The following is a 24,657-nucleotide window of genomic DNA, read 5'->3' as shown; positions in this document are numbered from 1 at the left end:
TGCCGACGCATCCGCCAATGCCGATCCCCTTGTGTGCCGCACAGGCACGCCCGGCGCGCCGTTCGGGGCATGAAACGACAGGATCGGTCCGACATCCCGCCGCTTCCCCCGTGTCGCCGGAGGGAGACCATTTTCCGCAGGCCCGGTGCATGAGGTTTCGCGTCATCCCCCCACGCCCCGCGCCGACCCCGCCTCGCCGCAACGCCTTGCGGTGTATCCGAGGGCGGGATGGGAGGATTGTAGGCATGGTTGGGGAAGGCGGGGAAATTGGAAGCGGATTTTGTTGGAAAATCAGGGGATGCGATGCGTTTACGTCCCCGGATGGGGGACGGTGAGGACCGCGGCGCATGCGGCTGTGGGTCCTCGGGTCAAGCCCGAGGATGACGCCAGGAGAGATGTGCCGGAGCCAAACTGACGGCCCTGCATGCCGCACCGCTGCACCGGCTGGAAACCCACGCCTCCCCTCCGTCATCCTCGGGCTTGACCCGAGGATCCATGGCTCCGCACGCACCTCCTATGCCATCACCTCGAATGCGTACCCCTCAGCGATTTCGGAATTTCCGATACCGACATTCTGATTAATGAATTTGCGAAAGCGGCGAAAGCGCGGCACCTTTTCCGCCGGGAACAATACCGCTGAATGCGGACCAAACCGGGAGACTGTCATGACGCGACTTCTGCATTCCTGCACCGCGCTTACCCTTTCGCTCGCCTTCGTCACATCCGCCGTCGCCCAGGAGCCGCTGAAGGCGCTTGGAGCCGGTGAAGGCGAGGTATCGATCGTCGCCTGGGCCGGCTATATCGAGCGCGGCGAGACGGACAAGGCCTATGACTGGGTCACCGACTTCGAAAAGAAGACGAGCTGCAAGGTGACGGTGAAGACCGCCGCGACATCCGACGAGATGGTCGCGCTGATGAACGAAGGCGGCTTCGACCTCGTCACGGCCTCCGGCGACGCCTCGCTCCGGCTCGTCGCCGGCAAGCGCGTCCAGCCGATCAACACCGACCTCATCCCGAGCTGGAAGACCATCGACGAGCGCCTGCAGAACGCGCCGTGGCACACGGTGAACGGCGTGCATTACGGCACCCCCTATCTCTGGGGCCCGAACGTGCTGATGTACAACACGGAAGCCTTCAAGGGCGAGGCGCCGAAGAGCTGGAAGGTCGTCTTCGAGGAGATGACGCTGCCGGACGGCAAGTCCAACAAGGGCCGCGTGCAGGCCTATGACGGCCCGATCCACATCGCCGACGCCGCGCAGTACCTGATGGCGCACAAGCCGGAACTCGGCATCAAGGATCCCTACGAGCTGAACGAGGACCAGTACAAGGCGGCGCTCGACCTCCTGCGCGTGCAGCGCACGCTGGTGGGCCGCTACTGGCACGACGCCATGATCCAGATCGACGACTTCAAGAACGAAGGTGTCGTCGCCTCGGGCTCCTGGCCGTTCCAGGTCAACCTGATGAAGGCCGAAGGCCAGCCGATCGCCTCGACCTTCCCGGAAGAGGGTGTCACGGGCTGGTCGGACACGACCATGCTGCATGCCGAAAGCCAGCACCCGAACTGCGCCTATATGTGGATGGAACACTCGCTGTCATCAAAGGTGCAGGGCGACGCCGCCGCCTGGTTCGGCGCGGTTCCTTCGGTGCCTGCGGCCTGCAAGGGCAATGCGCTGCTCACCGACGAAGGCTGCGCGACCAACGGCTTCGACAACTTCGACAAGATCCACTTCTGGCGCACGCCGGTCTCCAAGTGCGAAAGCCAGGGCGAATGCGTGCCCTACCACCGCTGGGTCTCCGATTATATCGGCGTGATCGGCGGGCGGTGAGCACGTCCTCTCTCGATCTCCTCCGCGAAAAGCGGGCGATTGAAGAGGTACGGCGATGCTGCTCTTTCCTTCTCCCCTGCGGGGAGAAGGTGGCCCGAAGGGTCGGATGAGGGGGCTTGCACGACGTCGGTCGTCTGCGCCAACCCCTCATCCCGCTGCCGCAACCTTCTCCCCGCGGGGGAGAAGGAGGCAAAACGGCCCTCTCAGTTCCATTTGCCACGCCCCAACGCTTGTGGAGATCGGATAGCTGCGCCGTTTTCCTGCCCATGATCTCCACGCGATGGACGTTTCGCCCATCGTCCAAAACCACCGGGAGCCTCCATGACCGCCGTCCTGTTCCAGCAAGTGTCCCGCCATTTCGGCGCCGTGCGCGCCGTCGACAGCGTGGACCTCGCCATCGCCGAGGGGGAATTCTTCGCGATGCTCGGTCCGTCCGGCTCCGGCAAGACGACCTGCCTGCGCCTGATGGCCGGTTTCGAGCAGCCGACGGCGGGGCATATCGAGATCTTCGGCGAGACGGCCGAGGGCGTGCCGCCCTACCGGCGCAACGTCAACACGGTGTTCCAGGACTATGCGCTGTTCCCGCATCTCTCGATCCTCGAAAACGTCGCCTACGGGCTGATGGTCAAGGGTGTCGGCAAGGCCGAACGGCTGAAGGCCGCCGAAGAGGCGCTCGCCATGGTGAAGCTGCCCGGCTACGGCACGCGCCGGCCCGGCCAGCTCTCCGGCGGCCAGCGGCAGCGCGTGGCGCTCGCCCGCGCGCTGGTCAACCGCCCCCGCGTGCTGCTGCTCGACGAACCGCTCGGCGCGCTCGACCTCAAGCTGCGCGAGCAGATGCAGGAAGAGCTGAAGGCCCTGCAGAAATCGCTCGGCATCACCTTCGTCTTCGTGACCCACGACCAGGGCGAAGCGCTTTCCATGGCCGACCGCATCGCCGTGTTCAACGACGGAAAGATCCAGCAGCTCGGCACGCCGGAAGAGGTCTACAAGCGGCCGGCGACGCGCTTCGTCGCCGATTTCGTCGGCTCCTCCAACATGCTGCCGCCCGATTTCGTCGAGATGCTCGGCTTCGGCCGCCACCATGCCAGCCTGCGCCCCGAGGCGATCGCGCTCGGCGACGGCCCCGGCCGCAAGCATGTCTCCGGCCGCGTGACCGCCGCAAGCTTCCTCGGCGCCGCCAACCGCGTGACGGTCGACGCCAACGGCACCCGCATCGCCGCCATGCTGCCCGCCGCCGTCGCGGTGCCCGCGCAGGGCGAGATGGTCACGCTCTCCTTCCTGCCGGAAGACCTGCATACGATGGATGGCGCGTGATGAGCACGGTCGCCGACACCTCCATCCTCGCGCGCCGCGGCGGCCTTGCCGGCCGGCTCTCCGACCTCTTCTGGCGCAAACCCGGGATACTGCTGCTCCTGATGCTGACGCCGCCGCTTCTGTGGCTCGGCATCATCTATCTCGGCTCGCTGATCGCGCTGCTGTTGCAGAGTTTCTTCTCGATCGACGACTTTTCCGGGCTGATCAACTACGAGTTCACGCTCTCCACCTACAGACAGCTGCTCATCCCGTCGAATTTCGACATCATCCTGCGCACCGTCGTCATGGCCGTGATGGTGACCCTCGCCTCCGCCGTCATCGCCTTCCCCATCGCCTATTACGCGGCACGCTACGCCAGAGGAAAATGGAAGGTGATCTTCTATCTCGGCGTGATGCTGCCGCTGTGGTCGAGCTACCTCGTCAAGATCTATGCCTGGAAGCTGATCCTGGCGAAGGAGGGCATCCTCACCTGGTTCCTCGCCAAGCTGCACCTGCTGTGGCTGCTCGATGCCTGGCTGGCGCTGCCGGTGGTCGGCGGATCCTCGCTGTCGATCAGCTATACCGGCACCTTCATCGTCTTCATCTATGTCTGGATGCCCTTCATGATCCTGCCGATCCAGGCGGCGCTGGAGCGCGTGCCGGGCAACCTGATCGAGGCCTCGGCCGATCTTGGCGGCAACCCGGCGCAGACCTTCCGCTTCGTGCTGTTTCCGCTGGCCCTGCCCGGCATCATCGCCGGTTCGATCTTCACCTTCTCGCTGACGCTCGGCGACTACATCATCCCGCAGATCATCGGCTCGTCGCGGCTCTTCATCGGCCAGGCGGTCTATGCCCAGCAGGGCACGGCCGGCAACATCCCGCTGGCGGCCGCCTTCTCCGTCGTGCCGATCGTCATCATGGGCCTCTATCTGTGGATGGCCAAGCGACAGGGAGCCTTCGATGCGCTCTGACCGAAACACGTCCGCACCCCTCGGCCTGAAGATCGCCGCCGGCGCCGGCCTTGCCTTCCTGCACCTGCCGATCCTGCTGATCTTCCTCTATGCCTTCACGACGGAGGAGAAGAGCTACCAGTTCCCGCCGCCGGGGCTGACGCTCAAATGGTTCGCGGTCACCTGGAACCGGCCGGACGTGTGGGAGGCACTCGGGCTTTCCGTGCGCGTCGCCGCGATCTCGACGGCGATCGCCCTGGTGCTCGGCACGCTCTGCGCCGCCGCCGTTTCCCGCACCAAGTTCTTCGGCCGCGAGACGATCTCGCTGCTCGTCATCCTGCCCATCGCGCTGCCCGGCATCATCACCGGCATCGCGCTGCGCTCGGCCTTCTCCTTTGCGGAAATCCCCTTCTCCTTCTGGACCATCGTGCTCGGCCACGCGACCTTCTGCGTCGTGGTCGTCTACAACAATGCGGTGGCCCGCTTCCGGCGCGTCTCCGGCTCGCTGATCGAGGCCTCGATGGATCTCGGCGCCGACAGCTTCCAGACCTTCCGCTACATCATCCTGCCGAATATCGGCACGGCACTTCTGGCCGGCGGCATGCTCGCCTTCGCGCTGTCCTTCGACGAGGTGATCGTGACGACCTTTACCGCCGGCCAGCAATCGACCCTGCCGATCTGGATGCTGGAGGAACTGGTGCGGCCGCGCCAGCGCCCGGTCACCAACGTCGTCGCCATGGTCGTCGTCATCGTCACCTTCCTGCCGATCCTCGGCGCCTACTACCTCACCCGCGACGGCGACCAGGTCGCCGGCGGCGGGAAGTGAATCTGAGCGAACAGGGCGTGGCGAATAGCGAATAGGGACTTCCAGACTGCATATCCGGTAATCCTATTCGCTACTCGCCATTCGCTATTCGCTCCGTCAACAACGGAGAACATGCCATGGACACCCAGATGCTGATCGGCGCGCGTTTCGAAGCCGGCACCGAGGCGGAAGAGCATATCCTGAACCCGAAGACCGGCGGCAAGATCGTCGACCTGCCGGAGGCCTCCCACGCGCAGATCGACGCCGCCGTCGACGCTGCCGAAAAGGCGTTCGTCTCCTGGGCGAAGACGACGCCCGGCGAGCGCTCCGCCTATCTCCTGAAGATCGCCGATGCCATCGAGAAGGATGCCGACGCCTTCGCGGCACTCGAGGCGCTGAACTGCGGCAAGCCGATCAACGCCGCCCGCAACGACGAGCTGCCCGCCATCGTCGACTGCTGGCGCTTCTTCGCCGGCGCCATCCGCTCGCTGCAGGCGCCGGTTGCCGCCGAGTACCTGCCCGGCTTCACCTCGATGGTGCGCCGCGACCCCATCGGCATCGTCGGTTCGATCGCGCCGTGGAACTATCCGCTGATGATGATGGCCTGGAAGCTCGCGCCCGCCATTGCCGGCGGCAACACCGTCGTCTTCAAGCCCTCCGAACAGACGCCGCTGACGGCGCTGAAAATGGCGAAGCTGCTTGCCGATATCCTGCCGGAAGGCGTGGTCAACATCGTGCTCGGCCGCGGCGAGACGGTGGGCAACACGCTGATCAATCACCCCAAGATCAACATGGTCTCGATCACCGGCGACATCGCCACCGGCAAGAAGGTGCTGACCGCCGCCGCCAAGACCGTGAAGCGCACCCATCTGGAGCTCGGCGGCAAGGCGCCGGTCGTCGTGTTCGACGATGCCGATCTGGAAGCGGTCGTCGCGGGCGTGCGCGCCTTCGGCTACTACAATGCGGGCCAGGACTGCACGGCCGCCTGCCGCATCTATGCGCAGGACGGCATCTACGAGAAGCTGGTCGCCGACCTCTCCGCCGCCGTCTCCACCATCAGGTACAACGACCCCGACGACACGCTGAACGAGATCGGCCCGCTGATCTCGCGCCGCCAGCGCGACCGCGTGGCGAGCTTCGTGGAACGCGCCTCCGACGTGAAGCATATCGAGATCACCACCGGCGGCCACGCCGGCAGCGACGACGGCTTCTTCTTCCAGCCGACGGTGGTGGCCGGCGCCACCCAGGAGGACGAGATCGTCCGCCGCGAGGTGTTCGGCCCCGTCGTCTCCGTCACGCGCTTCTCCGATGCCGACCAGGCGATCACCTGGGCGAACGACAGCGACTACGGCCTCGCCTCCTCCGTCTGGACGAAGGACATCGGCAAGGCGATGACCTCGGCCTCGCGCCTGCAATATGGCTGCACCTGGATCAACACGCACTTCATGCTGACCAACGAGATGCCGCACGGCGGCGTCAAGCAGTCGGGCTACGGCAAGGACATGTCGATCTATGCGCTGGAGGACTATACGGCCGTTCGGCATGTGATGATCAATCACGGGTGAGGTCGAGAGGGGGGCATAGCTTGATCACTCTCTGGCCTGCCGGGCAGACAGACATCTGACAAAGTCCAAAAGCGTCTCTTTCGTCATCCTCGGGTTCATCCCGAGGATCTGTTGCCGTATCGGGTTTGGAACTGTCGGCAGATCCTCGGCACAAGGCCGAGGATGACGGAGAGTGTGGTGAGCGCTGCCGACAAATGATCCGCTGCGTTGCCGGTTCAGAGGGTAGTAGCATCGGCTGGAACCTTTTTGCCTCTGGCGCGTCTTTGCGAGACCTGACAGGAGGTACTTCCATGCTGAAATGGGCTCTGATTTTTCTCGTCATCTCGCTGATCACCGGCTTCCTCGGCTTTTCCGGCGTGTCGTCGGCGACCGCGACGATCTCGAAGGTCCTCTTCGCCATCGCCCTCGTGATCTTCCTCATCTTCATCGTGCTGGCGCTGATGGCCGGCAGTGCCGTGGTCTGATGAACCCCGCGGCCCCGGAGCGCGATTTTCCGCGCTCCGGGGTGTGACGGCGGCAATAAAGATGATAAAAGCGATCACCTTATAACCCGCGATCGCCTGTCATCCTCATGCCCCACCCACAGATATTCCGCACCGTGACACGGCAGCGCCCGGCCACCGGAGAGGCGGCATGACGGCGGGGACGACGATGCAGGGTGCCGGTGCGTTCGCGCCCGGCCTGAAGGCGATCTTTTCGGGCGAGCAAGCCTGGTGCGGCGAGAAGATGATGCTGTCGTCGGACCTTGAGGACGCGATACCGCTTCGCGACTTCCTGGGCGGCAACGGATTGCCCGACGCGCTCGAACGCTATGCGGCGCACCACCCGGCCGCAGACCGCCGCGCGGTCGCCTCCTACTGGTCGCTCTACTATTTCTCGGCGCTCAACATTCCCTATGTGGTGGCGCGGCGCGCGGAAACCCGGCTGCCCGTTTCCATCGACACCATGACCATCGCTCTTGCCGAAGACGGCCTGCCGCGCGCCTTCGGCCTGCCGGACGAAGGCGAATGGAGCGAGGACGGCGATTTGCTCGATGTCGTCGCGCCGCTGGTGGAGACGCATCTGGCGCCGGTCGTCAACGCGCTGAAGGAAAAGGCCGGCATCGCCGCGCGGCTCGCCTGGACCAACGCCGCCGTCTACATCGACTACGCCTTCAACACGACGGACCGCTCGCAGCCCGAGGGCGACGACCATTGGCCGTCGCGCCCGCTCTTCGCCTGCCAGTACCTTGCCGACGGCAGCCGCAATCCCTTCTACGGATGCCTGCGCCACGACGTGGAAGCGCAGGCGATCCACTGCCGCCGCAAGGTCTGCTGCCTGCGCTACATGCTGCCGGGCATTCCGGCCTGCGGCGAACTCTGCGCCCTGCCGGAACTGAGAAAACAATGACGAAACGTGCCCTTGTCCTTCTGGCCTTCCTGCTGCTCGCCGCCCTGCCCGTGCGCGCGGAGGTGCATTACCCGCTGACGGTGACGGATTCCTTCGGCCGGGAGGTGACGATCCCCGCCGCGCCGAAGGCGATCCTGCTCGGTACCGGGCTCGATCTCGTGGCGCTGTCGCTCATCCATCCCGATCCCGTCAGCCTTCTCGCCGGCTGGGCCGGCGACATGAAGGGCGACAAGTCGGGGCTCTATGCCCGGTTCAAGGAGAAATTCCCCGCTATCGAAAAGGTGCCCGTCATCGGCGACGGCATATCGGTATCCTTCGAGGCGCTGCTGTCGCTGAACGCCGACCTCGCCATCCTCGCCAACTGGCAGGCCGACACGGATGCGGGCCGGCAGGCGATCGGCTTTCTCGAACAGGCCGGCGTCCCCGTCATCGTCGTGGATTTCAACAGCAATGCGCTGGAGAACACCGCGCGCAACATGCGCTTTCTCGGCCGCGTGCTGAACCGTGAGGACCAGGCCAACGCCTTCGCCGACTTCTACGAGGCGCGGGTGAAGCGCATCCGCGACGCCGCCGCGGCCCATGCCGAGCCCGGTCCCACCGTGTTCATGGATGGGTTGCCGAACCCGGATAAATGCTGCTTTGCCTTCGGCACCGGCGGCCTGGGCGAATTCCTCGCCATCACCGGCAGCCGCAACATCGCAGCCGACCTGCCGCGGCAGGGCGGCACGGTGAGCGCGGAGTTCGTCATCGGCGCCGATCCCGACGTCTATATCGCCACCGCCCTGCCCGACGGCGCCTATACGTCGCTGACGGTCGGCCCGGGCGTCGATCCCGAGCGGGCGCGCGAGACACTGGCCCGTCTGGTGGAGGCGCCGCATCTCGCCAGCCTGCGCGCCGTGCGCGAAGGGCGGGTGCATGCGCTGTGGAACTTCTTCAACGCCGTGCCGCTCAATATCGTCGCCGCCGAATTCTTCGCGCAGCGATTGCGGCCGGACGTCTTCCCGGACGTCGATCCCGCCGCAACCCTGAAGGAGATCAATGCGCGCTTCGGCGCCGTGCCCTTCAACGGCGCCTACTGGATCGACCTCAAGCCGAATTGACCACGCGCGCCCTTTCGGGACCGGATGGCAGAGGCTATATCAGGTTCAGGAGGACTTGAATGATCTGGGCATTTGCGGTCGCAGCGGCGACAATTCTCTATCTCGCGCTGCGCTTCCGGCGCTTCCAAAGCTGGGTCGAACCCGCACTGACCATCGTGGTTGCCATCGGCCTCGTCTCGGCCCTGCTGATCTGGCTGCGCGAGGACCGCATTCCGACCGGCGAGCCGGTTTCCGGAAACGTGGCGACGTCCGTCCTCATCGCCGATATGGTCGAGCTTTCCGATATGCAGGCCACCATGGGCCAGACGAAGACGAGCTATCGTGTCACGGGCCGCGTCGCCAACAAGGGGGCGAGCCCCATGCAGTCCTTCCGGCTCGACATGGTGCTGTCGGATTGCCCCGGTGGCGCCTGCCGGCAGGTCGGCCGCGACGATGCGCTCGTCGTGCTGCGCGTGCTGCCCGGGGAAACCCAGGACTTCACCACCTTCGCCGTGTTTCCCGGCAGCGACCTGACGCCCGTGACGGCGCCCGAATGGGATTTCGGCGTGCGCGATGTACGTGCGGTGGCCCGATAGAGTCAGCCCGCGCCGGCGATCAGCATGGCGTTGATGCGGTCGCCCGAGGCGGCGGCCGACAGCTTGGCGAAGCTGCCATCCCGGACGATCGCCTCCATCTGCTCGGCAATCGCCGCGTGGGTGACCCGCGCGATCATCGAGCCGAGCGAGATGCGGCGCACGCCGATCGCGGCGAAGTCGGGCACCGTGAGCGCGCGCAAAGGCCCGGCGGCCAGCGCATTGACGGGGATGGACACGGCGCCGACGATGCGGCGCAGCTCCGCCTCGCCCGGCGGCACCGGCACATAGACGAGATCCGCGCCGGCCTTTTCGAAAGCCTGGATGCGGCGGATCGCTTCGTCGAGATCGTAGACGCCGTTCATCACGCCATCGGCGCGGGCACACAGGATGAAAGGCCGGCCAAGCGAGCGGGCGGCGTCCGCAGCGGCGCGGATGCGCTCGACGGAAAGATCGAACGCATAGGCCGGGTTGCCGTCCACCATCTGCGTGTCCTCGATGGAGCAACCGGACAGGCCAACTTCGGCCGCAAGCCGGATCGTCTCGGCGACATCGTCAGGGGCATCGGCAAAGCCGTTCTCGAAATCGCCCGACACCGGCAGCGGCGTGGCGCGCACGATCTCCTCGGCATGCCTGAGCGATTCCTCGCGGCTGACGCGGCCCATATCGGGCCGGCCGAGCGTGAAGGCAAAGCCCGCCGAGGTGGTGGCGAGCGCCACGGCGCCGGACGCCGCCATCAAACGCGCCGAGCCGATATCCCAGGGATTGGGGATGACGAAGCAGCCCGACTGGTGAAGATCACGGAAACGGCGATGGCGGTCGGCAAGGCTGGTCACGCGCGCACTCTCTCGGCTTTCGGATCGTAGAGCGGCACGAGCGAGGCTTCCGCCTCAACCCGCACGCCTGCGATCTCGACTTCATAACGGGAGGCGAGCATATCGGCTTCGCTCTCGCCTGCACAGGGCACATAGCCCATGCCGATGGCGCCGCCGAGATAGTGACCGTAATTGCCGGACGTGATGGTCGAGACGATCCTGCCGTCGCGCACCAGCGCCTCGTTGTGGAAGAGCAGCGGCTCCGGATCGGTCAGGCGGAACTGCACCATGCGGCGCTTCAGGCCCTCCTCCTCTTTTCGCAGCACCGCGTCGCGGCCGATGAAATCGCCCTTCTTCGTGCGCACGGCAAAGCCGAGACCGGCTTCCAGCACATGGTCCTCGTCGGTGATATCGTGGCCGAAATGGCGGAAGGCCTTTTCGATGCGGCAGCTGTCGAGCGTGTGCAGCCCGCAGAGCTTGAGGCCGACATCCGCGCCCGCCTCTTCCAGCGCCTCGAAGACATGGGCGGTCTGATCGGTGGAGACATAGAGCTCCCAGCCGAGCTCGCCGACATAGGTGACGCGGTGCGCGCGGGCGAGGCCCATGCCGATCTCGATCTCCCGCGCGGTGGCGAAGGGGTGTGCGGCATTGGAGAAGTCGTTCGGGCTGACCTTCTGCATGAGGTCACGCGCCTTCGGCCCCATGACGCAGAGCACGCTTTCGGCGGCCGTGACATCTGTGATGACGACGAACTCGTCCTGCAGATGCTTGCGCAGCCAGGCGAGGTCGCGCTGCAGCGTCGCGCCGGGCACGACGAGGAAGAAAGCGGTCTCCGAAAGGCGGGTCACCGTCAGATCGCTCTCGATTCCACCACGGGCGTTGAGCATCTGGGTGTAGACGATCCTGCCGGGGGGGACGTCCATCTGGTTGGCGCAGAGTTTCTGGAGGAAGGCCAGCGCATCGCGGCCCTCGACGCGGATCTTGCCGAAGGACGTCATGTCGAACAGGCCGACGCCGTTGCGGACCGCCAGATGCTCCTGCTTCTGGTTCTCGAACCAGTTCTGCCGCTTCCAGGAATAGCGGTATTCGCGCTCCTGACCCTCCTTCGCGAACCAGTTGGCGCGCTCCCAGCCGGCGACCTCGCCGAAGACGGCGCCGCGGGCCTTCAGGTGCTCGTGGATGGGCGAACGGCGAACGCCGCGGGCGGTCGCCATCTGGCGGTAGGGAAAGTGATCGGCATAGAGCAGGCCGAGCGTTTCCGAGACCCGGTCCTTGAGATAGGCGCGGTTCTTCTGGAACGGCTGCGCGCGGCGGATATCCACCTCCCAGAGATCGAAGGGCGGCTCGCCGTCGTTCATCCACTGCGCCAGCGCCATGCCGGCGCCGCCGGAGGAGACGATGCCGATGGAATTGTAGCCGGCCGCGACCCAGTAGCCCTTCAGCTGCGGGGCCTCGCCGAGATAGTAGCGGTCGTCGGGCGTGAAGCTCTCGGGACCGTTGAAGAAGGTGTGGATGCCGGCCGTCTCCAGCATCGGCATGCGGTTGATGGCGTTTTCGAGGATCGGCTGGAAGTGATCGAAATCCTCCGGCAGCTGGTCGAAGCAGAAATCTTCCGAAATGCCGTCCATGCCCCAGGGCTTGGCCTTCAATTCAAAGGCGCCGATCAACATCTTGCCGGCATCTTCCTTGTAATAGGTGCACTCGTCCGGCACGCGCAGAACCGGCAGGCGCTGGAGGTTCGGGATCGGCTCGGTGACGATGTAGAAATGCTCGCAGGCATGCAGCGGCAGCGTAACGCCCGACATATCGGCCAGGGTGCGCCCCCACATGCCGGCGGCGTTGACGACGTTTTCGGTCTCGATGGTGAAGGTCTCGCCGTTCTGCTCGCAGGTGACGCCCGTCACGCGGCCGTCCTTCGTCTCGACGGACGTGACCTTGACGCCTTCGAAAACCGTCGCACCGTTCTGGCGCGCGCCCTTGGCCAACGCCATGGCGATGTTGGCCGGATCGCACTGGCCGTCGAGCGGCAAATGCACGGCTGCCTTGATATCCGCCGTGTTGAGGTGCGGATACATCGCCTTCACCTCGTCGACGGTGATCTCGCGCACATCCACATCGAAGGCGCGGGCAAGCGAGGCCTGGCGGTAGATCTCTTCCTTGCGCTCCTCCGTCAGCGCCACGGTCATGGAACCGCACTGGCGCATGCCCGTGCCGATGCCGGTCTCGGCTTCCAGCTTGGTGTAGAGGTCTGCGGAATATTTGGCGAGGCGCGTCATGTTCTGCGAGGCGCGCAGCTGGCCGATGAGACCGGCGGCATGCCACGTCGTGCCCGATGTCAGCTGCTTGCGCTCCAGCAGAACCACATCCGTCCAGCCGAGCTTGGCCAGATGATAGGCGACGGAACAGCCGGACACGCCGCCGCCGATGATGACGGCGCGCGCCTTGGAGGGAATGGCTTTGCTCATGCACGCAGTCTTTCATTGTTGGGATCGAAGAGCGGCCCGTCGGGCTGGACCACCGCCTTGAAGCGGTCGCCGTAGATTTCCACCTCGATTTCGGTGCCGGCTACGGCGAGATCGGCGCGCAGCATGCCGAGCGCGATGGATTTACCGACGCGGTAGCCCCAGTTGCCGGACGTGGTCTCCCCGACGACGTTGCCGCCATGCCAGAGCGTCGACATGTAGGGCGCGTCGCAGTCGCCGGCCTCCACCGTCAAAAGCACGAAACGCTTGGCGACGCCCTCCTGCTTCTCGCGCTCCAGCGCCGCCTTGCCCTTGAAATCGGGCTTCGCCCAATCGACGAAGCGGTCGAGGCCGCCTTGCAGGACGGTGTAATCGGTCGAAAGATCGCCCTTCCAGGCGCGGTAGCCCTTCTCGATGCGCAGGCTGTCCAGCGCCTCCATGCCGAAGGGTTTGAGACCGTGCTTTTGGCCCGCTTCCCACACCGCGTCGAAGATGACGGCGGTATCCTCGATCTTCGTGTGGATTTCCCAGCCGAGCTCACCGGCAAAGGAGACGCGCACCAGCTGGCACCAGCGGCCGGCGATCTGGCAGCTCTGATGCGTCAGCCAGCCCTTGGAAAGATCGGCGTCCGAAACATCCGCAAGGATGGCGCGGGAATTGGGGCCCGACAGGATCTGGCAGGAGAAGGCGTCGGTCACATCGTCGATGGTGAAGGCGGCATCGTGGGGCAGATGCTTTTTCAGCCATTCGAGATCGTGCCACTGGGCGGTCGCAGCGGTGATGAGGAAGAAGAAATCCTCCGCCAGCATCATGACCGACATTTCCGTGACGATGCGCCCCTTGTCGTCGGCGAAATAGGCAAGGCCGATCCGGCCGGGCTTCGGTAGTTTGCCGGTGGTGAGCGTGGAAAGCCAGGCCGTGGCCCCCTCGCCCTTCACGCGGAAGCGCGAGAAGCCGGGAAGATCGAGAATGCCGGCGGCCTCGGTGACCGCGCGGCACTCCTCCTCGATGCGCGGCCGCCATGGCCCCTCGCGGTTCCAGGTCTGGGTCGACTCTTCCGATGTGTCGTCACCGGGCCTGGCGTACCACATGGCGCGTTCCCAGCCATTGTAGGGCTTGAACTGCGCACCGAGCGCCGCGATGCGATCATGGATCGGCGACAGTTTCCTGTTTCGGCCGGCCGGCCACGCATGCTTGGGAAAGTGCATGGCATATTCGTGGCCGTAGATTTCCATGCCCTTGGCGATGCAATAGTCCTTGTCGGCGGCGAAGCTGGTGTAGCGGCGCGGATCGCACGACCACATGTCCCACTCCGTCTCGCCTTCCGTTACCCACTCGGCCAGCACCTTGCCGGCGCCGCCGGCCTGGCAGATGCCGAAGGTAAAGACGCAGGCCTCATAGGCGTTCGGCACGCCGGGCATGGGGCCGATCAGCGGATTGCCATCGGGCGCATAGGGGATGGGACCGTTGATCATGCGCGACAGGCCGGCCGTGCCGAGGATCGGCACGCGCTCGACGGCATCGTTGAGATACCATTCCAGCCGGTCGAGATCGTCGGGGAAGAGCTGGAAGGAGAAATCGTCCGGCATCGGATCGTCAGGCGTCACCCAATGCGCCTTGCAGTTGCGCTCATAGGGGCCGAGATTCATGCCCGTCTTCTCCTGCCGGAGATAGTAGGACGAATCGACGTCGCGCAGCAGCGGCAGCTTGTGGCCGGCTTCCTTCGACCAGGCCGCCAGCTCGGGAATTTCCTCGAACAGGATATATTGATGGCTCATCACCATCATCGGCACGTCGCGGCCGAACCATTTTCCCACTTCGCGGGCATAATAGCCGGCGGCGTTGACGACCTTCTCGCAGCGGATTTCGCCCTGTGGCGTGGAGATCACCCATTCGTCGCCGTCCCGGCGCGCGCCGGTGGCGGGACAGAAGCGGAAGATCTTCGCGCCCATGTCGCGTGCGCCCTTGGCGAGCGCCTGCGTCAGCTGCGCGGGGTCGATGTCGCCGTCATAGGGATCGTAAAGCGCCCCGGTCAGGTCGTGCGTTTCGAGGAAGGGGTATTTTCCCCGCATCTCGTCGGGCGTGAGGATATCGAGGTCCATGCCCTGATAACGCCCCATGCCGACGACACGCTTGAACTCCTGCAGGCGCTCCTTCGAATGGCCAAGCCGGATGGAGCCGGTGACGTGGTAGTTCATGGGATAATCGACCAGCGCGCCCAGCTCGCGGTAGAGCGAAGCGGAATAGCGCTGCATGTTCATGAGCGACCAGGAAGACGAGAAGGTCGGCACGTTGCCGGCGGCATGCCAGGTGGAGCCGGCGGTCAGCTCGTTCTTTTCGAGCAGCACGCAATCCGTCCAGCCGGCCCTGGCCAGATGATAGAGCGCGGACGCCCCGACGGCGCCTCCACCGATGATGACGACGCGGGCATGGCTTGGCAGTGCGGACATTCTCGTTCCCCTTCTTTGCGCTTGATTTTTGGCAATCAAAGCGAAAGGCGGCAACCCGGCGGATTTTGCTTTATTAATCGAAAGCACCGATTACATTTCCCCGAAACATTCGGGAAAAGACGGCGCCTTCATGCAAATCGTTCTGATCGAGACATTCCTGGACCTGATGGAAACCCGCAACTTCAACCGCACGGCGGAGCGGCTGAACGTCACGCAATCCACGGTCACGCATCGCATCAATGCGCTGGAGGCGCTGTTCGCGCGCAAGCTCTTTGCCCGCAACAAGGGCGGAACGCAGCCGACGGCCGCGGGCCTGCGCTTTCTCGACCATGCGAAAGCCCTGCAGCATCAATGGCATGAGGCCACGCGCGCGGTGGAGACGGCCGGCGCCTACGAGCGCTCCATGCGCATCGGCCTGCAGCACGATCTCGCCGCCCATTACGCCGGCGACTGGCTGTCTGCGGTGCGCCGCGAACTGCCGGCCACCTCCATCTATCTGGAGGTGGATTATTCCAGCCAGATGAACCGCGACCTCGGTGCCGGCGACCTCGACCTCGCCATCCTCTTCACCCCGCACTACCTGCCCGACCTGCACTATGAGCGCATCGGCGACATGCATTACGAGATGGTGAGCAACCGGGTGCGCCGCATCGAGGACGTGCGGCCGGACGATTACATCCAGGCCGTCTATTCCCCTGCCTTCGACCGGATGCACCGGCAGGCCCATCCCGATCTCTCGACGGCGCCGATCGCCAGCGGCGAGACCACGGCAATCCTCGCCCTGATGCAGAAGCTCGGCGGCTCCGCCTTCGTGACGCGGGCCGACGCCGAGCGGCTGGTGCGCGCCGGCACGGTGCAGCGTGTGGAGGGCGCCGAGCCCATCCTCCAGCCGGTCTATGCCGCGGTGAACGTGCGCACCCGCCACGCGCACCAGCACCGGCGCATCATCTCCATCCTTCAGGCGCTTCTTGCGGCATGAAGCATTGAAACAGACCCGCGCGCTGCCTATTAACGGCAAATCAGATCCGACGAAGGAGTTCCCATGGCCGCCCGCGACCGCTATTCGCGCAAACTCGAATGCGCCATGTGCGGCCATTCCGGCTATGCGGAAGTGTCGGAAGACGACATGCCGACGCGCAAGGACCCCGATTTCAGGGTGGACGAACTGCCGCGCGGTTTCATGACGGAGCGGGCATCGAAATATCCCGACAAGCACATGATCCGCTGCCGTTGCGGCCACGTCTTCAAGTTCCAGCAGAAGACGGTCTATGCCGCAGGCGGCGAGCCGCGGCGCTGACGCCTCGCTATCCGCGACCGACGAAGGGCATGTTGGTCGCCATGACGGTCATGTTGAGCACATTGGCATCGAGGGGCAGGCTCGCCATGTAGATCACCGCATCGGCGACGTGCTTGACCGACATGGTGGGCTCGCTCACCGTCTCGCCATTGGGCTGCAAGACGCCGGTGCTCATGCGCGCGGTCATGTCGGTGGCGGCATTGCCGATATCGATCTGGCCGCAGGCGATGTCGTATTTGCGCCCGTCGAGCGAAGTCGACTTGGTGAGGCCGGCAATGGCGTGCTTGGTCGCGGTGTAGGGCGCCGAGTTCGGCCGGGGCGTGGTGGCGGAGATCGAGCCGTTGTTGATGATGCGCCCGCCGCGCGGGCTCTGGTCCTTCATCAGGCGGAACGCCTGCTGCGTGCAGAGAAACGCGCCGGTGAGGTTGGCGGCGAGGATGCTCGTCCATTCCTCGAAGGGAATGTCCTCCAGAAGTGCGGGCGAGACATTGGAGCCGGCATTGTTGACGAGCAGGTCGAGCCGCCCGAAAGCCTGCTTCACCTCGGTGAAAGTCGCCTTGACCTGCACGGGATCGCCGACATCGCAGACGATGGCCCGCACGGCATGGCCGGTCTCCGCGCCGATCTCCGCCGCCGCCTTTTCCAGCACGGCCGCGCGCCGGCCGGTGATGATCACGGCATAGCCCTCCGCGCTCAGCCCGCGCGCGATGGCAAGGCCGATCCCCGTGCCGCCGCCCGTGACCAGCGCGACCCTGCCCCTGCCCGTGCTGCCCCAGTCCGTCATATCCGTTCTCCCCGCAATCGCCGTGCTCGATGCGCGAACACCTAGCGCAGGGCGATGGGAAAGTCATCGCGGGACATGACGGTCATGGACCGCCGGCACCGGATCAGGAATGCAGGTGAATGCGCTCGTGGCGTTCACGCCGCGCCACAAGATCCTGTTCTATATAGATTTTCCGCGCTTCATCGATGGCTGCCGCGAAGGTTTCGCTGATGACGCGGATACTGTTTTCAGAAATCAGAGGGAGTGCCCCGCCGCTCTCTGCTGCATGCAGTTTGCAAAGCGCGCTGGCAAGCAGGCGCGCATAATCTTCCGGTTTGCGTCCCATGTTCCCCACCATTTTTGATTATGAAAACAGAAAACCACAAAATATGGCAAAAAGCCACATTTTTCTCACACGACGCGCGAAAATATCTCACAGGGTCGCGCCGGTGCTCCAGGAGAGAACGCCGGGAACCGAGGATGTTCGAAAAGAAAACAGAACCGGGCAAACCGGGCATCAATCCGGGACGGGAAACACAATCTCCGCCTGGAAGCCATCCGAGCGGCCCGGTGCGGGCGAGGAGAGCACAAGGCTGGCGCGCATCTGCGACAGAAGCCGCTCGGCGATGGAAAGCCCGAGCCCCGAGCCGGCGGCGAGCGTCTTGCCGCGGGAAAAGCGCTTGCGCAGGGCCGCAAGTTCGTCGGCGCTCATGACCGGCGCCGCGTTGACGATGCGCACATTGCCGGTCGGCGCGATGTGGATATCGACCGGTTCGCCGTCGCGTCCGTGCAGAAGCGCGTTCTCCACGAGATTGCGCAACACGATGGCGAAGGTGTCGGCATTGCCGGCGCGCAGGAGAACGGCCGAAACATTGCCGTGCAGGCGGATGCGCGTGGCGTCTTCGGAAGCGCGCTGGAAATCGGTGACGACGAGATTGACGACATCGGCGACGTCGAATGTGGCTTCCGTCACGCCGACGCCGGCCTCGGCGCGGGCAAGCTGCAACAGCTTCTCGGTGAGCTTGGTCAGCCTTTGCAGCGCAGCCTCGATCTGGCGGGCACGGGTTTCCGCGGGGCCGTCCCTCAGTTCGGAGAGGAGGAGCTGCGTCTGGGCGAGCGCGCCGGCAAGCGGCGTGCGCAGTTCATGCGCGCTGTTGGAGGTGAATTCGCGCTCGGCGTCGATGACGGCGCGCAGGCGGGCGAGCAGCAGGTTGACCGAGCGCTGGATCGGCTTCAGCTCACGCGGAAGCGTCACCTCCTCGATGGGCGCGAGGTTGCCGCCGTCCTTCTCGCCGATCGCCGCGCGCAGCGCCTCCACCGGCGACAGCACGCGCCGCACGGCGTACCACACGGCCAGAAGCGTGACCGGAACGATCAGCAGCACTGGCAGGAGAAGCGCAAGCGAGCCCTCCATCACCGCCTCCTGCCGCTCGTCCGCGGAATAGACCACCTGCACGAAGATCGTGCCGTCCTCATCCGAGGCGGTATAGACGCGCCCGTCCCTGCCCTCGGAGAACCCCGTCTCCAGCGGCGCGTCAAACGCCTTTTCGGCTGCGGCATGGGAGTGGAGCAGCACGTTTCCGGCACCGTCGCGGACCTGATAGGTCAGGTTGCCCTCGCCCGGCTCGGCCGGCAGCGAGCCCCGGCGCAGCGCCGCACCCGCCTTGGCCTGCGCCAGAAGATCGTCCAGCGCGAGCGGCACGAGCCGTTCGGCCGTCTCCTGCAGGACGCCGTCGAAGATCTCGCCGAACTCCTCGCGCATGACGAAGGCGCCGAAGGCCACGGCGACCAGCCAGAGAAGGGTGATGGTGCCGGCGATCCACAGCATGAGCTGGCCGGCAAGGCTGTTGATCCCTCTCATCGGCCGAGCCTGTAACCGATGCCGCGCAGCGTCTCGATGCAATCCTTGCCGAGCTTCTTGCGCAGCCGGCTGACATAGACCTCGACGGTATTGCTCTCGATCTCCGAGCCGAAGGCATAGAGCGCTTCCTCGATCTGCCCCTTGGAGACGATCGCCTCCGGGCGCGCCGCAAGGCGCGCAAGCACGGCCCATTCGCGGCTGGAAAGATCGATGGCTTCGCCTTCGCGCAGCACGCGCCGGTCGGCGAGCTGGATCGTCAGCGGCCCGGCCGCCACGACCGGCACGGCGGCGCCCGAATAGCGCCGCGTGACGGCCAGCATGCGCGCGCCGAGCTCGCCGAGATTGAACGGTTTCACGAGATAATCGTCCGCGCCGCTGTTCAGTCCCTCGATGCGGTCGGAAATCTGGTCATGCGCGGTGAGGATGATGATCGGCATGGTCGCGCCTGCGCGGCGCAGCGCCGTCAGCAGCGACAGCCCGCTGCCGTCGGGCAGCCTGAGATCGAGCAGAAGCAGATCGTAGGCCACGGCGTCCGCCGCCGACCGCGCGTCCTCCAGCGTCTGCATCCAGTCCACCGCATGGCCGAGGCCGGCGACGTAATCACGCACCGCCTCGCCCAGGACGGCATCGTCTTCGATCAGCAGAACCCTCAAGCGCCGCGCTCTCCGTTTGTGAGCGGCGCGTTTTCGCCCGCCTTCCGAATCCGGAGAATACATGGATGCGGCGCGCCTCGCCATCACCTCCGTTTCAGCTGATGGCGCCGGGGCGCCGGCACGCCGACATGAGGTCGAGCGCGGGGTCGCGGACATTGGTCTGCACCCGCATCATACCGAGCACCGTGTGGAACAGGTTGTCGTGCGACTGCGGCTTTTCCGTCTCCGCCTTGAGGCAATCCGCGGAATAGGCGGCCTTTTCATCCTTGCCGAGCCACAGAACGAACGGCACATGGGTCTGCTGGCTGGGCGCGATCATGTAGGGCGTGCCGTGCAGGTAGAGGCCGAGTTCGCCGAGCGATTCGCCGTGGTCCGACATGTAGAGCATGGAGACGTCGAGGCGATCCTCCTGCCCGCGCAGCTTGTCGATGACGGTCGACAGGATATGGTCCGTATAGGCGATGGAATTGTCATAGGCGTTGACGATCTCGTCGCGGCTGCATTCGGAGAAATCGGCGGCGCGGCACTCGGGCGTGAAGCGGCGGAACTCCTCCGGATAACGCTGGTAATAGGCCGGCCCGTGGCTGCCGATCTGGTGCAGGACGAGAACCGTGTCCGACTTCACCGACCCGATGAACGCATCGAGATTGTCAAGCAGCACCTGATCGCGGCACTCCTCGCCGGAGCAGAGGCCGGGAATGCCGCTCTTGAACAGCTCCAGCTCCTTGATGCGGCTGGCGATCTGCTTGCTGCCGGTGTTGTTGTCCCACCATTCGACGTTGACGCCGGCATGGCCGAGCACGTCGACGAGGTTCTGCGTCTCCAGGCCCTTGCGATGGGTGTATTCCGCCCGTGTATAGACCGAGAACATGCAGGGCAGCGAAACGGCGGTCGCCGTGCCGCAACTCGACGTCTGCGGGAAGTACAGGATATCCTGTTTGGCAAGCTCGGGGTTGGTGTTGCGGCCATATCCGCCAAGCGAGAAATTCTCAGCGCGCGCCGTTTCGCCGGCGACCACGATCATCAGGCGCGGCTTGCGTTCGGTAAGCGGGCTGTCGGCGACATGGGCGTCCTCACCCAGCGGGGCGGCGACGATGTTGCTGTCGCTCGTCTCGCCGGCGGCATACTGGATGGCCGTGACGAGCGGCACGAAGGGATTGAGCGTCTCGAACCAGTCGTGATGGGCGCGGACGGTGGCGGCATAGATGCGGCCATGCGACAGGCCGGCGACGAGCGCGATGACCAGAGCCGGCGCGATGACGGCGAGGTTGCCGCGCACCTTCGCAAAGAAGGTCCTGTGGCGCACCCGAACCCAGATCAGAAGAAGCGACGGCAGGACGCCGTAGACGAACATGTGCAGCAGGAAGCCCGGCGTGACGAGGTGGCCCGCCTCCGAGCTGTTGGTCTGTGCCGCGTTGCGGATCATCTCGATGTCGATGACGACGCCGAAGCGGTCCATGAACCACGCGCCCGACGCCGCGCAGAGAATGAGCACGATGAAGATCGGCTTCATCGCGTATTTCACCGAAACGGCGACGCAGAGCGCGATGTAGAGGCAGGTGACGCCGATGGCGATGGAGGCGAAGGTCGTCGGCCGGCCTTGCAGATAGAGCCAGCCCTTGGACCAGAAGCTCCAGTTCGTCAGGGCCAGCAGGTAAATCGCCGTCAGAATGCTGACGGTGACGCTTCCCAATTCGGGCCGCCACAGGGTGAAGCGGCCGCTTCCTTCGCGCATGGTCTATCCTTTCGCGTCCATCCGGCAAACGCGCATGCGCGCTCCGCCATCCTGACGCCTTCCCTGCCCATGCAAGCTGACAGACGGCTGAACGAATGCCGCCCCCGCCCATTCAGCCCTCTGTCAGGTTGAGCGGGAAAAAGGGGCGCGTGCAGATATGAGGTGATGCGTGAAATCGAGGTTCTTGCTGCCAGGGGCGCTTTTTATCACGACACTGGTCGTTCTCGTCCTGATCATACCGCTCGCGCAGGGTCCATCCCTGCGCTCGCATGACGAGGCGCTGCGGCAGGCCTTCGGAACGGGGACCGACTGAGGCCGGTCCCTCCCTTTATTTCGCAAACAGCTTGAAGCGGAGCGGACGGAAGCGGATCGACGTGCCATTGGCCGCCTGCGCATCCAGCGGCACCTCGATCTCCACATGGAGCGGGTCGTCCGCCCCGCCGATATCCAGATCCGCGATGCGCGTGCCGGCAAGCCGCCGGGAGGTTACGACGCGCCCTTCCAGCGCCGGTGCGGACGGATCGGTGACGACGGCCACGTCCTGCGGGCGGAAGAACAGCGTCGCCTCGCCGCTCACGATATCGCCCTCAGGCGCGGCAACCCCGATCTCGTCGCCCCGGAACCGCACCGAGCCGTCGACGATGCTGACCGGCACGCTCGCGCTGTCGCCGATGAAGGAGAAGACGAAGGGCGAATTCGGCCGGTCGTAGACGTCGTCCGAGGAGCCGACCTGCTCGATCTTGCCCTGGCTCATCACCACGACACGGTCGGCGAGCTCCAGCGCTTCCTCCTGGTCATGGGTCACGAAGACGGTGGTGTGGCCGGTGCGGTCATGGAACTCGCGCAGCCAGCGGCGCAGCTCCTTGCGCACCTTGGCATCGAGCGCGCCGAACGGCTCGTCGAGCAGCAGCACGCGCGGCTCGATCGCCATGGCGCGGGCGAGCGCCACGCGCTGGCGCTGGCCGCCGGACAGCTGGTTGGGATAGCGTTTCTCAAGCCCCGAAAGCTGCACCATCTCCAGAAGCTCGCTCACGCGGCGACGGATTTCCGCCTTGGGCGGCCGCTCGCCGCGCGGACGCACCGTCAGCCCGAAGGCGATGTTGTCGGCCACCGTCATGTGGCGGAACAGGGCGTAATGCTGGAACACGAAGCCGATATTGCGCTCCTGCACGGTCTTGTGCGAGGCATCCTCGTCGCCGAAATGGATGCTGCCGAGCGTGGGCTGCTCAAGGCCGGCGATGAGGCGCAGCAGGGTGGTCTTGCCGGAACCGGATGGCCCCAGAAGCGCGATCAGCTCGCCGGAGCGGATGTCGAGCGAGACATCGTGCAGCGCCGGGTAGCGGTCGAATTCCTTGCGAAGGTTTTTTACACTGACGTCCATTGCGGGCGTGCCTTTCAGATCAATGCTTGCGGCCGGCGGCGATTTCCGCGCCGTAGTGAAGTTCGAGCGCCGTCTTGACGATCAGCGTGACGAGCGCGAGTGCGGCGAGCAGCGACGCCACCGCAAAGGCGGCGACGAAATTGTACTCGTTGTAGAGGATCTCCACATGCAGCGGCATCGTGTTGGTGAGGCCGCGGATATGGCCCGAAACCACCGAGACCGCCCCGAACTCGCCCATCGCGCGCGCATTGCAGAGCAGCACGCCGTAGAGCAGGCCCCACTTGATGTTGGGCAGCGTGACATACCAGAAGGTCTGCCAGCCGCTCGCGCCGAGCGACAATGCCGCCTCCTCGTCGCCCGTGCCCTGCTCCTGCATGAGCGGGATAAGCTCGCGCGCCACGAAGGGGAAGGTCACGAAGATGGTGGCGAGCACGATGCCCGGCACCGCGAAGAGGATTTCGATGCCGTGGCTCTTCAGCCAGGGCCCGAGCACGCTGCCCGCGCCGAACAGCAGCACATAGACGAGGCCGGAAATGACCGGCGAGACCGAGAAGGGAAGATCGATCAGCGTCGTCAGGAACGCCTTGCCCTTGAACTCGAACTTGGCGATGGCCCAGGCCGCCGCCACGCCGAACACCAGGTTGAGCGGCACGGCGATGACGGCCACCAGCAGCGTCAGCCGGATGGCGGCCAGCGTATCGGGATCGCCGAAGGCCGCCAGGAACTCCGCGGTGCCCTTGCGGAACGCCTCGATGAACACGGCCACCAGCGGCAACAGCAGGAAGAGCGTCAGGAAGAGGAAGGCCAGCGCCATCAGCGTGTAGCGGGCGGCGGGCGCCTCCGTCGTGGGCGAACGCAGGCGGCGGGAAGACTTATGCGCCATGACCGTATCTCCTGCGGCTCCACGCCTGGATGAGGTTGATGACCAGCAGCATGGCGAAGGACAGCGCCAGCATGATCGTGGCGATGGCGGTCGCAGCCCCGTAGCTGAACTCCTCCAGCCGGATGACGATGAGCAGCGGCGCGATTTCCGACACATAGGGAATGTTGCCGGCAATGAAGATGACGGACCCGTATTCGCCGACACCGCGCGCAAAGGCGAGCGCGAACCCCGTGAGGATGGCCGGCGCCAGGCCCGGCAGCAGCACACGGAACACCGTCTGGAAACGGTTGGCGCCGAGCGTCGCCGCGGCTTCCTCGATCTCGCTGTCGATCTCCTCCATGACCGGCTGCACCGTGCGCACCACGAAGGGCAGGCCGATGAACACCAGCGCGATCACGATGCCCGTCGGGTTGAAGGCCGCCTTGATGCCGACGACGTTGAGGATCTGGCCGATCCAGCCGTTCGGGGCGTAGAGCGCGGCAAGCGCGATGCCGGCAACCGCCGTGGGCAGCGCGAAGGGCAGGTCCACGACCGCATCGACGATGCGCCGGCCGGGGAACTCGTAACGCACGATGACCCAGGCGACGATGACGCCGAAGACCACATTGACGATGGCCGCGATGAAGGCGGTGCCGAAGGAGACCTTCAACGCATTGACCGTTCGGGGATCGGAAAGGATGCCGAGGAATTCAGCGCCCGACAGGGACGCCGAACGCCAGACGAGGCCGGCAAGCGGAATAAGGATGATGAGCGTGAGATAGGCGAGCGAAAAACCGAGCGTCAGTCCGAAACCCGGAATGACGCTCGGTTGTCTCAGTCGCCACCGCCCGGAAGCAGCAGCAGTCGTCGTCAAGGTT

The 24,657-nt window shown here is 65.2% G+C and carries 23 protein-coding genes; 12 read left to right on the top strand and 11 right to left on the bottom strand.

Features of this window, described 5'->3' with window-relative positions; translation table 11 throughout:
• The first annotated feature begins 665 nt into the window (after positions 1–665).
• From B5M41_RS07090 to B5M41_RS07050, 9 genes are all read left to right on the top strand, one after another.
• The gene (locus B5M41_RS07090) at positions 666–1,826 is read left to right on the top strand and encodes an ABC transporter substrate-binding protein (RefSeq protein ID WP_134647238.1); all 1,161 of its coding nucleotides are present in this window, start codon (positions 666–668) and stop codon (positions 1,824–1,826) included.
• 321 nt (positions 1,827–2,147) lie between these two features.
• Positions 2,148–3,140, top strand: a complete 993-nt coding sequence (locus B5M41_RS07085) for an ABC transporter ATP-binding protein (protein ID WP_134647236.1) — start codon at positions 2,148–2,150, stop codon at positions 3,138–3,140.
• Positions 3,140–4,090 carry an ABC transporter permease gene (locus B5M41_RS07080; RefSeq protein WP_134647234.1) on the top strand — a complete coding sequence of 317 codons (951 nt, stop codon included), beginning with the start codon at positions 3,140–3,142 and terminating at the stop codon, positions 4,088–4,090. The genes B5M41_RS07085 and B5M41_RS07080 overlap by 1 nt, the downstream gene beginning before the upstream one ends.
• Positions 4,080–4,895, top strand: coding sequence for an ABC transporter permease (locus B5M41_RS07075; protein WP_134647232.1), 816 nt, complete (start codon positions 4,080–4,082; stop codon positions 4,893–4,895). Before B5M41_RS07080 ends, B5M41_RS07075 begins: the two co-directional genes overlap by 11 nt.
• Positions 4,896–5,011: 116 nt before the next feature.
• Positions 5,012–6,439 (top strand): gamma-aminobutyraldehyde dehydrogenase, encoded by a 1,428-nt coding sequence (locus tag B5M41_RS07070; protein ID WP_134647230.1) that lies wholly within the window; start codon positions 5,012–5,014, stop codon positions 6,437–6,439.
• 290 nt (positions 6,440–6,729) lie between these two features.
• Positions 6,730–6,903, top strand: coding sequence for a DUF1328 domain-containing protein (locus B5M41_RS07065; protein WP_134647228.1), 174 nt, complete (start codon positions 6,730–6,732; stop codon positions 6,901–6,903).
• 169 nt (positions 6,904–7,072) lie between these two features.
• Entirely contained in the window at positions 7,073–7,828 is a 756-nt protein-coding gene (gene fhuF, locus B5M41_RS07060) for a siderophore-iron reductase FhuF (RefSeq protein WP_134647226.1), read from the top strand.
• Positions 7,825–8,928 carry an ABC transporter substrate-binding protein gene (locus B5M41_RS07055; RefSeq protein ID WP_134647224.1) on the top strand — a complete coding sequence of 368 codons (1,104 nt, stop codon included), beginning with the start codon at positions 7,825–7,827 and terminating at the stop codon, positions 8,926–8,928. Before fhuF ends, B5M41_RS07055 begins: the two co-directional genes overlap by 4 nt.
• A 59-nt stretch (positions 8,929–8,987) precedes the next feature.
• On the top strand, positions 8,988–9,503 hold the full coding sequence (locus tag B5M41_RS07050; protein ID WP_134647222.1) for a hypothetical protein: 516 nt from the start codon (positions 8,988–8,990) through the stop codon (positions 9,501–9,503).
• 2 nt (positions 9,504–9,505) lie between these two features.
• Here the strand turns inward: B5M41_RS07050 and B5M41_RS07045 are convergent, their stop codons facing one another.
• From B5M41_RS07045 to B5M41_RS07035, 3 genes are read right to left on the bottom strand one after another with little or no spacing between them, the layout of a single operon-like run.
• Complete coding sequence (locus B5M41_RS07045; protein ID WP_134647220.1) at positions 9,506–10,336, bottom strand: isocitrate lyase/PEP mutase family protein; 831 nt, start codon at positions 10,334–10,336, stop codon at positions 9,506–9,508.
• Positions 10,333–12,780, bottom strand: coding sequence for a GcvT family protein (locus B5M41_RS07040; protein WP_134647218.1), 2,448 nt, complete (start codon positions 12,778–12,780; stop codon positions 10,333–10,335). Before B5M41_RS07040 ends, B5M41_RS07045 begins: the two co-directional genes overlap by 4 nt.
• The gene (locus B5M41_RS07035) at positions 12,777–15,227 is read right to left on the bottom strand and encodes a GcvT family protein (protein ID WP_134647215.1); all 2,451 of its coding nucleotides are present in this window, start codon (positions 15,225–15,227) and stop codon (positions 12,777–12,779) included. The genes B5M41_RS07040 and B5M41_RS07035 overlap by 4 nt, the downstream gene beginning before the upstream one ends.
• A gap of 130 nt (positions 15,228–15,357) precedes the next feature.
• Here B5M41_RS07035 and B5M41_RS07030 point away from each other — a divergent pair, with 130 nt between their 5' ends.
• Positions 15,358–16,206: a LysR family transcriptional regulator gene (locus B5M41_RS07030; RefSeq protein ID WP_134647213.1), complete on the top strand. Its 849-nt coding sequence runs from the start codon at positions 15,358–15,360 to the stop codon at positions 16,204–16,206.
• A 63-nt stretch (positions 16,207–16,269) separates the two neighbouring features.
• The gene (locus B5M41_RS07025; protein WP_134647211.1) at positions 16,270–16,524 is read left to right on the top strand and encodes a hypothetical protein; all 255 of its coding nucleotides are present in this window, start codon (positions 16,270–16,272) and stop codon (positions 16,522–16,524) included.
• Positions 16,525–16,531: 7 nt separating this feature from the next.
• On the opposite strand, the gene B5M41_RS07020 is transcribed toward B5M41_RS07025, so the two are convergent.
• The 5 genes from B5M41_RS07020 to B5M41_RS07000 form a co-directional block, all read right to left on the bottom strand.
• Positions 16,532–17,308 carry an SDR family oxidoreductase gene (locus B5M41_RS07020; protein WP_134647209.1) on the bottom strand — a complete coding sequence of 259 codons (777 nt, stop codon included), beginning with the start codon at positions 17,306–17,308 and terminating at the stop codon, positions 16,532–16,534.
• Positions 17,309–17,411: 103 nt separating this feature from the next.
• Positions 17,412–17,633 carry a hypothetical protein gene (locus B5M41_RS07015; RefSeq protein ID WP_134647207.1) on the bottom strand — a complete coding sequence of 74 codons (222 nt, stop codon included), beginning with the start codon at positions 17,631–17,633 and terminating at the stop codon, positions 17,412–17,414.
• 171 nt (positions 17,634–17,804) lie between these two features.
• On the bottom strand, positions 17,805–19,148 hold the full coding sequence (locus B5M41_RS07010) for a histidine kinase dimerization/phospho-acceptor domain-containing protein (RefSeq protein ID WP_134647205.1): 1,344 nt from the start codon (positions 19,146–19,148) through the stop codon (positions 17,805–17,807).
• Complete coding sequence (locus B5M41_RS07005; protein WP_134647203.1) at positions 19,145–19,801, bottom strand: response regulator; 657 nt, start codon at positions 19,799–19,801, stop codon at positions 19,145–19,147. Before B5M41_RS07005 ends, B5M41_RS07010 begins: the two co-directional genes overlap by 4 nt.
• 94 nt (positions 19,802–19,895) lie before the next feature.
• On the bottom strand, positions 19,896–21,536 hold the full coding sequence (locus B5M41_RS07000; protein WP_134647201.1) for a phosphoethanolamine transferase: 1,641 nt from the start codon (positions 21,534–21,536) through the stop codon (positions 19,896–19,898).
• Positions 21,537–21,705: 169 nt separating this feature from the next.
• On the opposite strand from B5M41_RS07000, the gene B5M41_RS06995 reads away from it, so the two are divergent.
• Complete coding sequence (locus B5M41_RS06995; RefSeq protein WP_160869614.1) at positions 21,706–21,849, top strand: hypothetical protein; 144 nt, start codon at positions 21,706–21,708, stop codon at positions 21,847–21,849.
• A gap of 15 nt (positions 21,850–21,864) precedes the next feature.
• Here B5M41_RS06995 and B5M41_RS06990 read toward each other — a convergent pair whose 3' ends face one another.
• From B5M41_RS06990 to cysT, 3 genes are read right to left on the bottom strand one after another with little or no spacing between them, the layout of a single operon-like run.
• Entirely contained in the window at positions 21,865–22,917 is a 1,053-nt protein-coding gene (locus tag B5M41_RS06990; RefSeq protein ID WP_134647199.1) for a sulfate/molybdate ABC transporter ATP-binding protein, read from the bottom strand.
• A 19-nt stretch (positions 22,918–22,936) separates the two neighbouring features.
• Complete coding sequence (gene cysW / locus B5M41_RS06985; protein WP_134647197.1) at positions 22,937–23,800, bottom strand: sulfate ABC transporter permease subunit CysW; 864 nt, start codon at positions 23,798–23,800, stop codon at positions 22,937–22,939.
• Positions 23,790–24,653 (bottom strand): sulfate ABC transporter permease subunit CysT, encoded by an 864-nt coding sequence (cysT, locus tag B5M41_RS06980; RefSeq protein ID WP_230640006.1) that lies wholly within the window; start codon positions 24,651–24,653, stop codon positions 23,790–23,792. Before cysT ends, cysW begins: the two co-directional genes overlap by 11 nt.
• Positions 24,654–24,657: the final 4 nt, after the last annotated feature.

The sequence above is a fragment of the Shinella sumterensis genome, assembly GCF_004514425.2.
GTDB lineage: Bacteria > Pseudomonadota > Alphaproteobacteria > Rhizobiales > Rhizobiaceae > Shinella > Shinella sumterensis.
The sequence above is the reverse complement of the archived record's forward strand: the minus strand, read 5'-3'. Positions and strand labels throughout refer to the sequence as shown.

Coding starts and splice junctions, on each gene's coding strand:
- B5M41_RS07090 (WP_134647238.1), top strand. CDS start 666: ATGACGCGACTTCTGCATTCCTGCACCGCGCTTACCCTTTCGCTCGCC.
- B5M41_RS07085 (WP_134647236.1), top strand. CDS start 2,148: ATGACCGCCGTCCTGTTCCAGCAAGTGTCCCGCCATTTCGGCGCCGTG.
- B5M41_RS07080 (WP_134647234.1), top strand. CDS start 3,140: ATGAGCACGGTCGCCGACACCTCCATCCTCGCGCGCCGCGGCGGCCTT.
- B5M41_RS07075 (WP_134647232.1), top strand. CDS start 4,080: ATGCGCTCTGACCGAAACACGTCCGCACCCCTCGGCCTGAAGATCGCC.
- B5M41_RS07070 (WP_134647230.1), top strand. CDS start 5,012: ATGGACACCCAGATGCTGATCGGCGCGCGTTTCGAAGCCGGCACCGAG.
- B5M41_RS07065 (WP_134647228.1), top strand. CDS start 6,730: ATGCTGAAATGGGCTCTGATTTTTCTCGTCATCTCGCTGATCACCGGC.
- fhuF (WP_134647226.1), top strand. CDS start 7,073: ATGACGGCGGGGACGACGATGCAGGGTGCCGGTGCGTTCGCGCCCGGC.
- B5M41_RS07055 (WP_134647224.1), top strand. CDS start 7,825: ATGACGAAACGTGCCCTTGTCCTTCTGGCCTTCCTGCTGCTCGCCGCC.
- B5M41_RS07050 (WP_134647222.1), top strand. CDS start 8,988: ATGATCTGGGCATTTGCGGTCGCAGCGGCGACAATTCTCTATCTCGCG.
- B5M41_RS07040 (WP_134647218.1), bottom strand. CDS start 12,780: ATGAGCAAAGCCATTCCCTCCAAGGCGCGCGCCGTCATCATCGGCGGC.
- B5M41_RS07035 (WP_134647215.1), bottom strand. CDS start 15,227: ATGTCCGCACTGCCAAGCCATGCCCGCGTCGTCATCATCGGTGGAGGC.
- B5M41_RS07030 (WP_134647213.1), top strand. CDS start 15,358: ATGCAAATCGTTCTGATCGAGACATTCCTGGACCTGATGGAAACCCGC.
- B5M41_RS07025 (WP_134647211.1), top strand. CDS start 16,270: ATGGCCGCCCGCGACCGCTATTCGCGCAAACTCGAATGCGCCATGTGC.
- B5M41_RS07020 (WP_134647209.1), bottom strand. CDS start 17,308: ATGACGGACTGGGGCAGCACGGGCAGGGGCAGGGTCGCGCTGGTCACG.
- B5M41_RS07015 (WP_134647207.1), bottom strand. CDS start 17,633: ATGGGACGCAAACCGGAAGATTATGCGCGCCTGCTTGCCAGCGCGCTT.
- B5M41_RS07010 (WP_134647205.1), bottom strand. CDS start 19,148: ATGAGAGGGATCAACAGCCTTGCCGGCCAGCTCATGCTGTGGATCGCC.
- B5M41_RS07000 (WP_134647201.1), bottom strand. CDS start 21,536: ATGCGCGAAGGAAGCGGCCGCTTCACCCTGTGGCGGCCCGAATTGGGA.
- B5M41_RS06990 (WP_134647199.1), bottom strand. CDS start 22,917: ATGGACGTCAGTGTAAAAAACCTTCGCAAGGAATTCGACCGCTACCCG.
- cysW (WP_134647197.1), bottom strand. CDS start 23,800: ATGGCGCATAAGTCTTCCCGCCGCCTGCGTTCGCCCACGACGGAGGCG.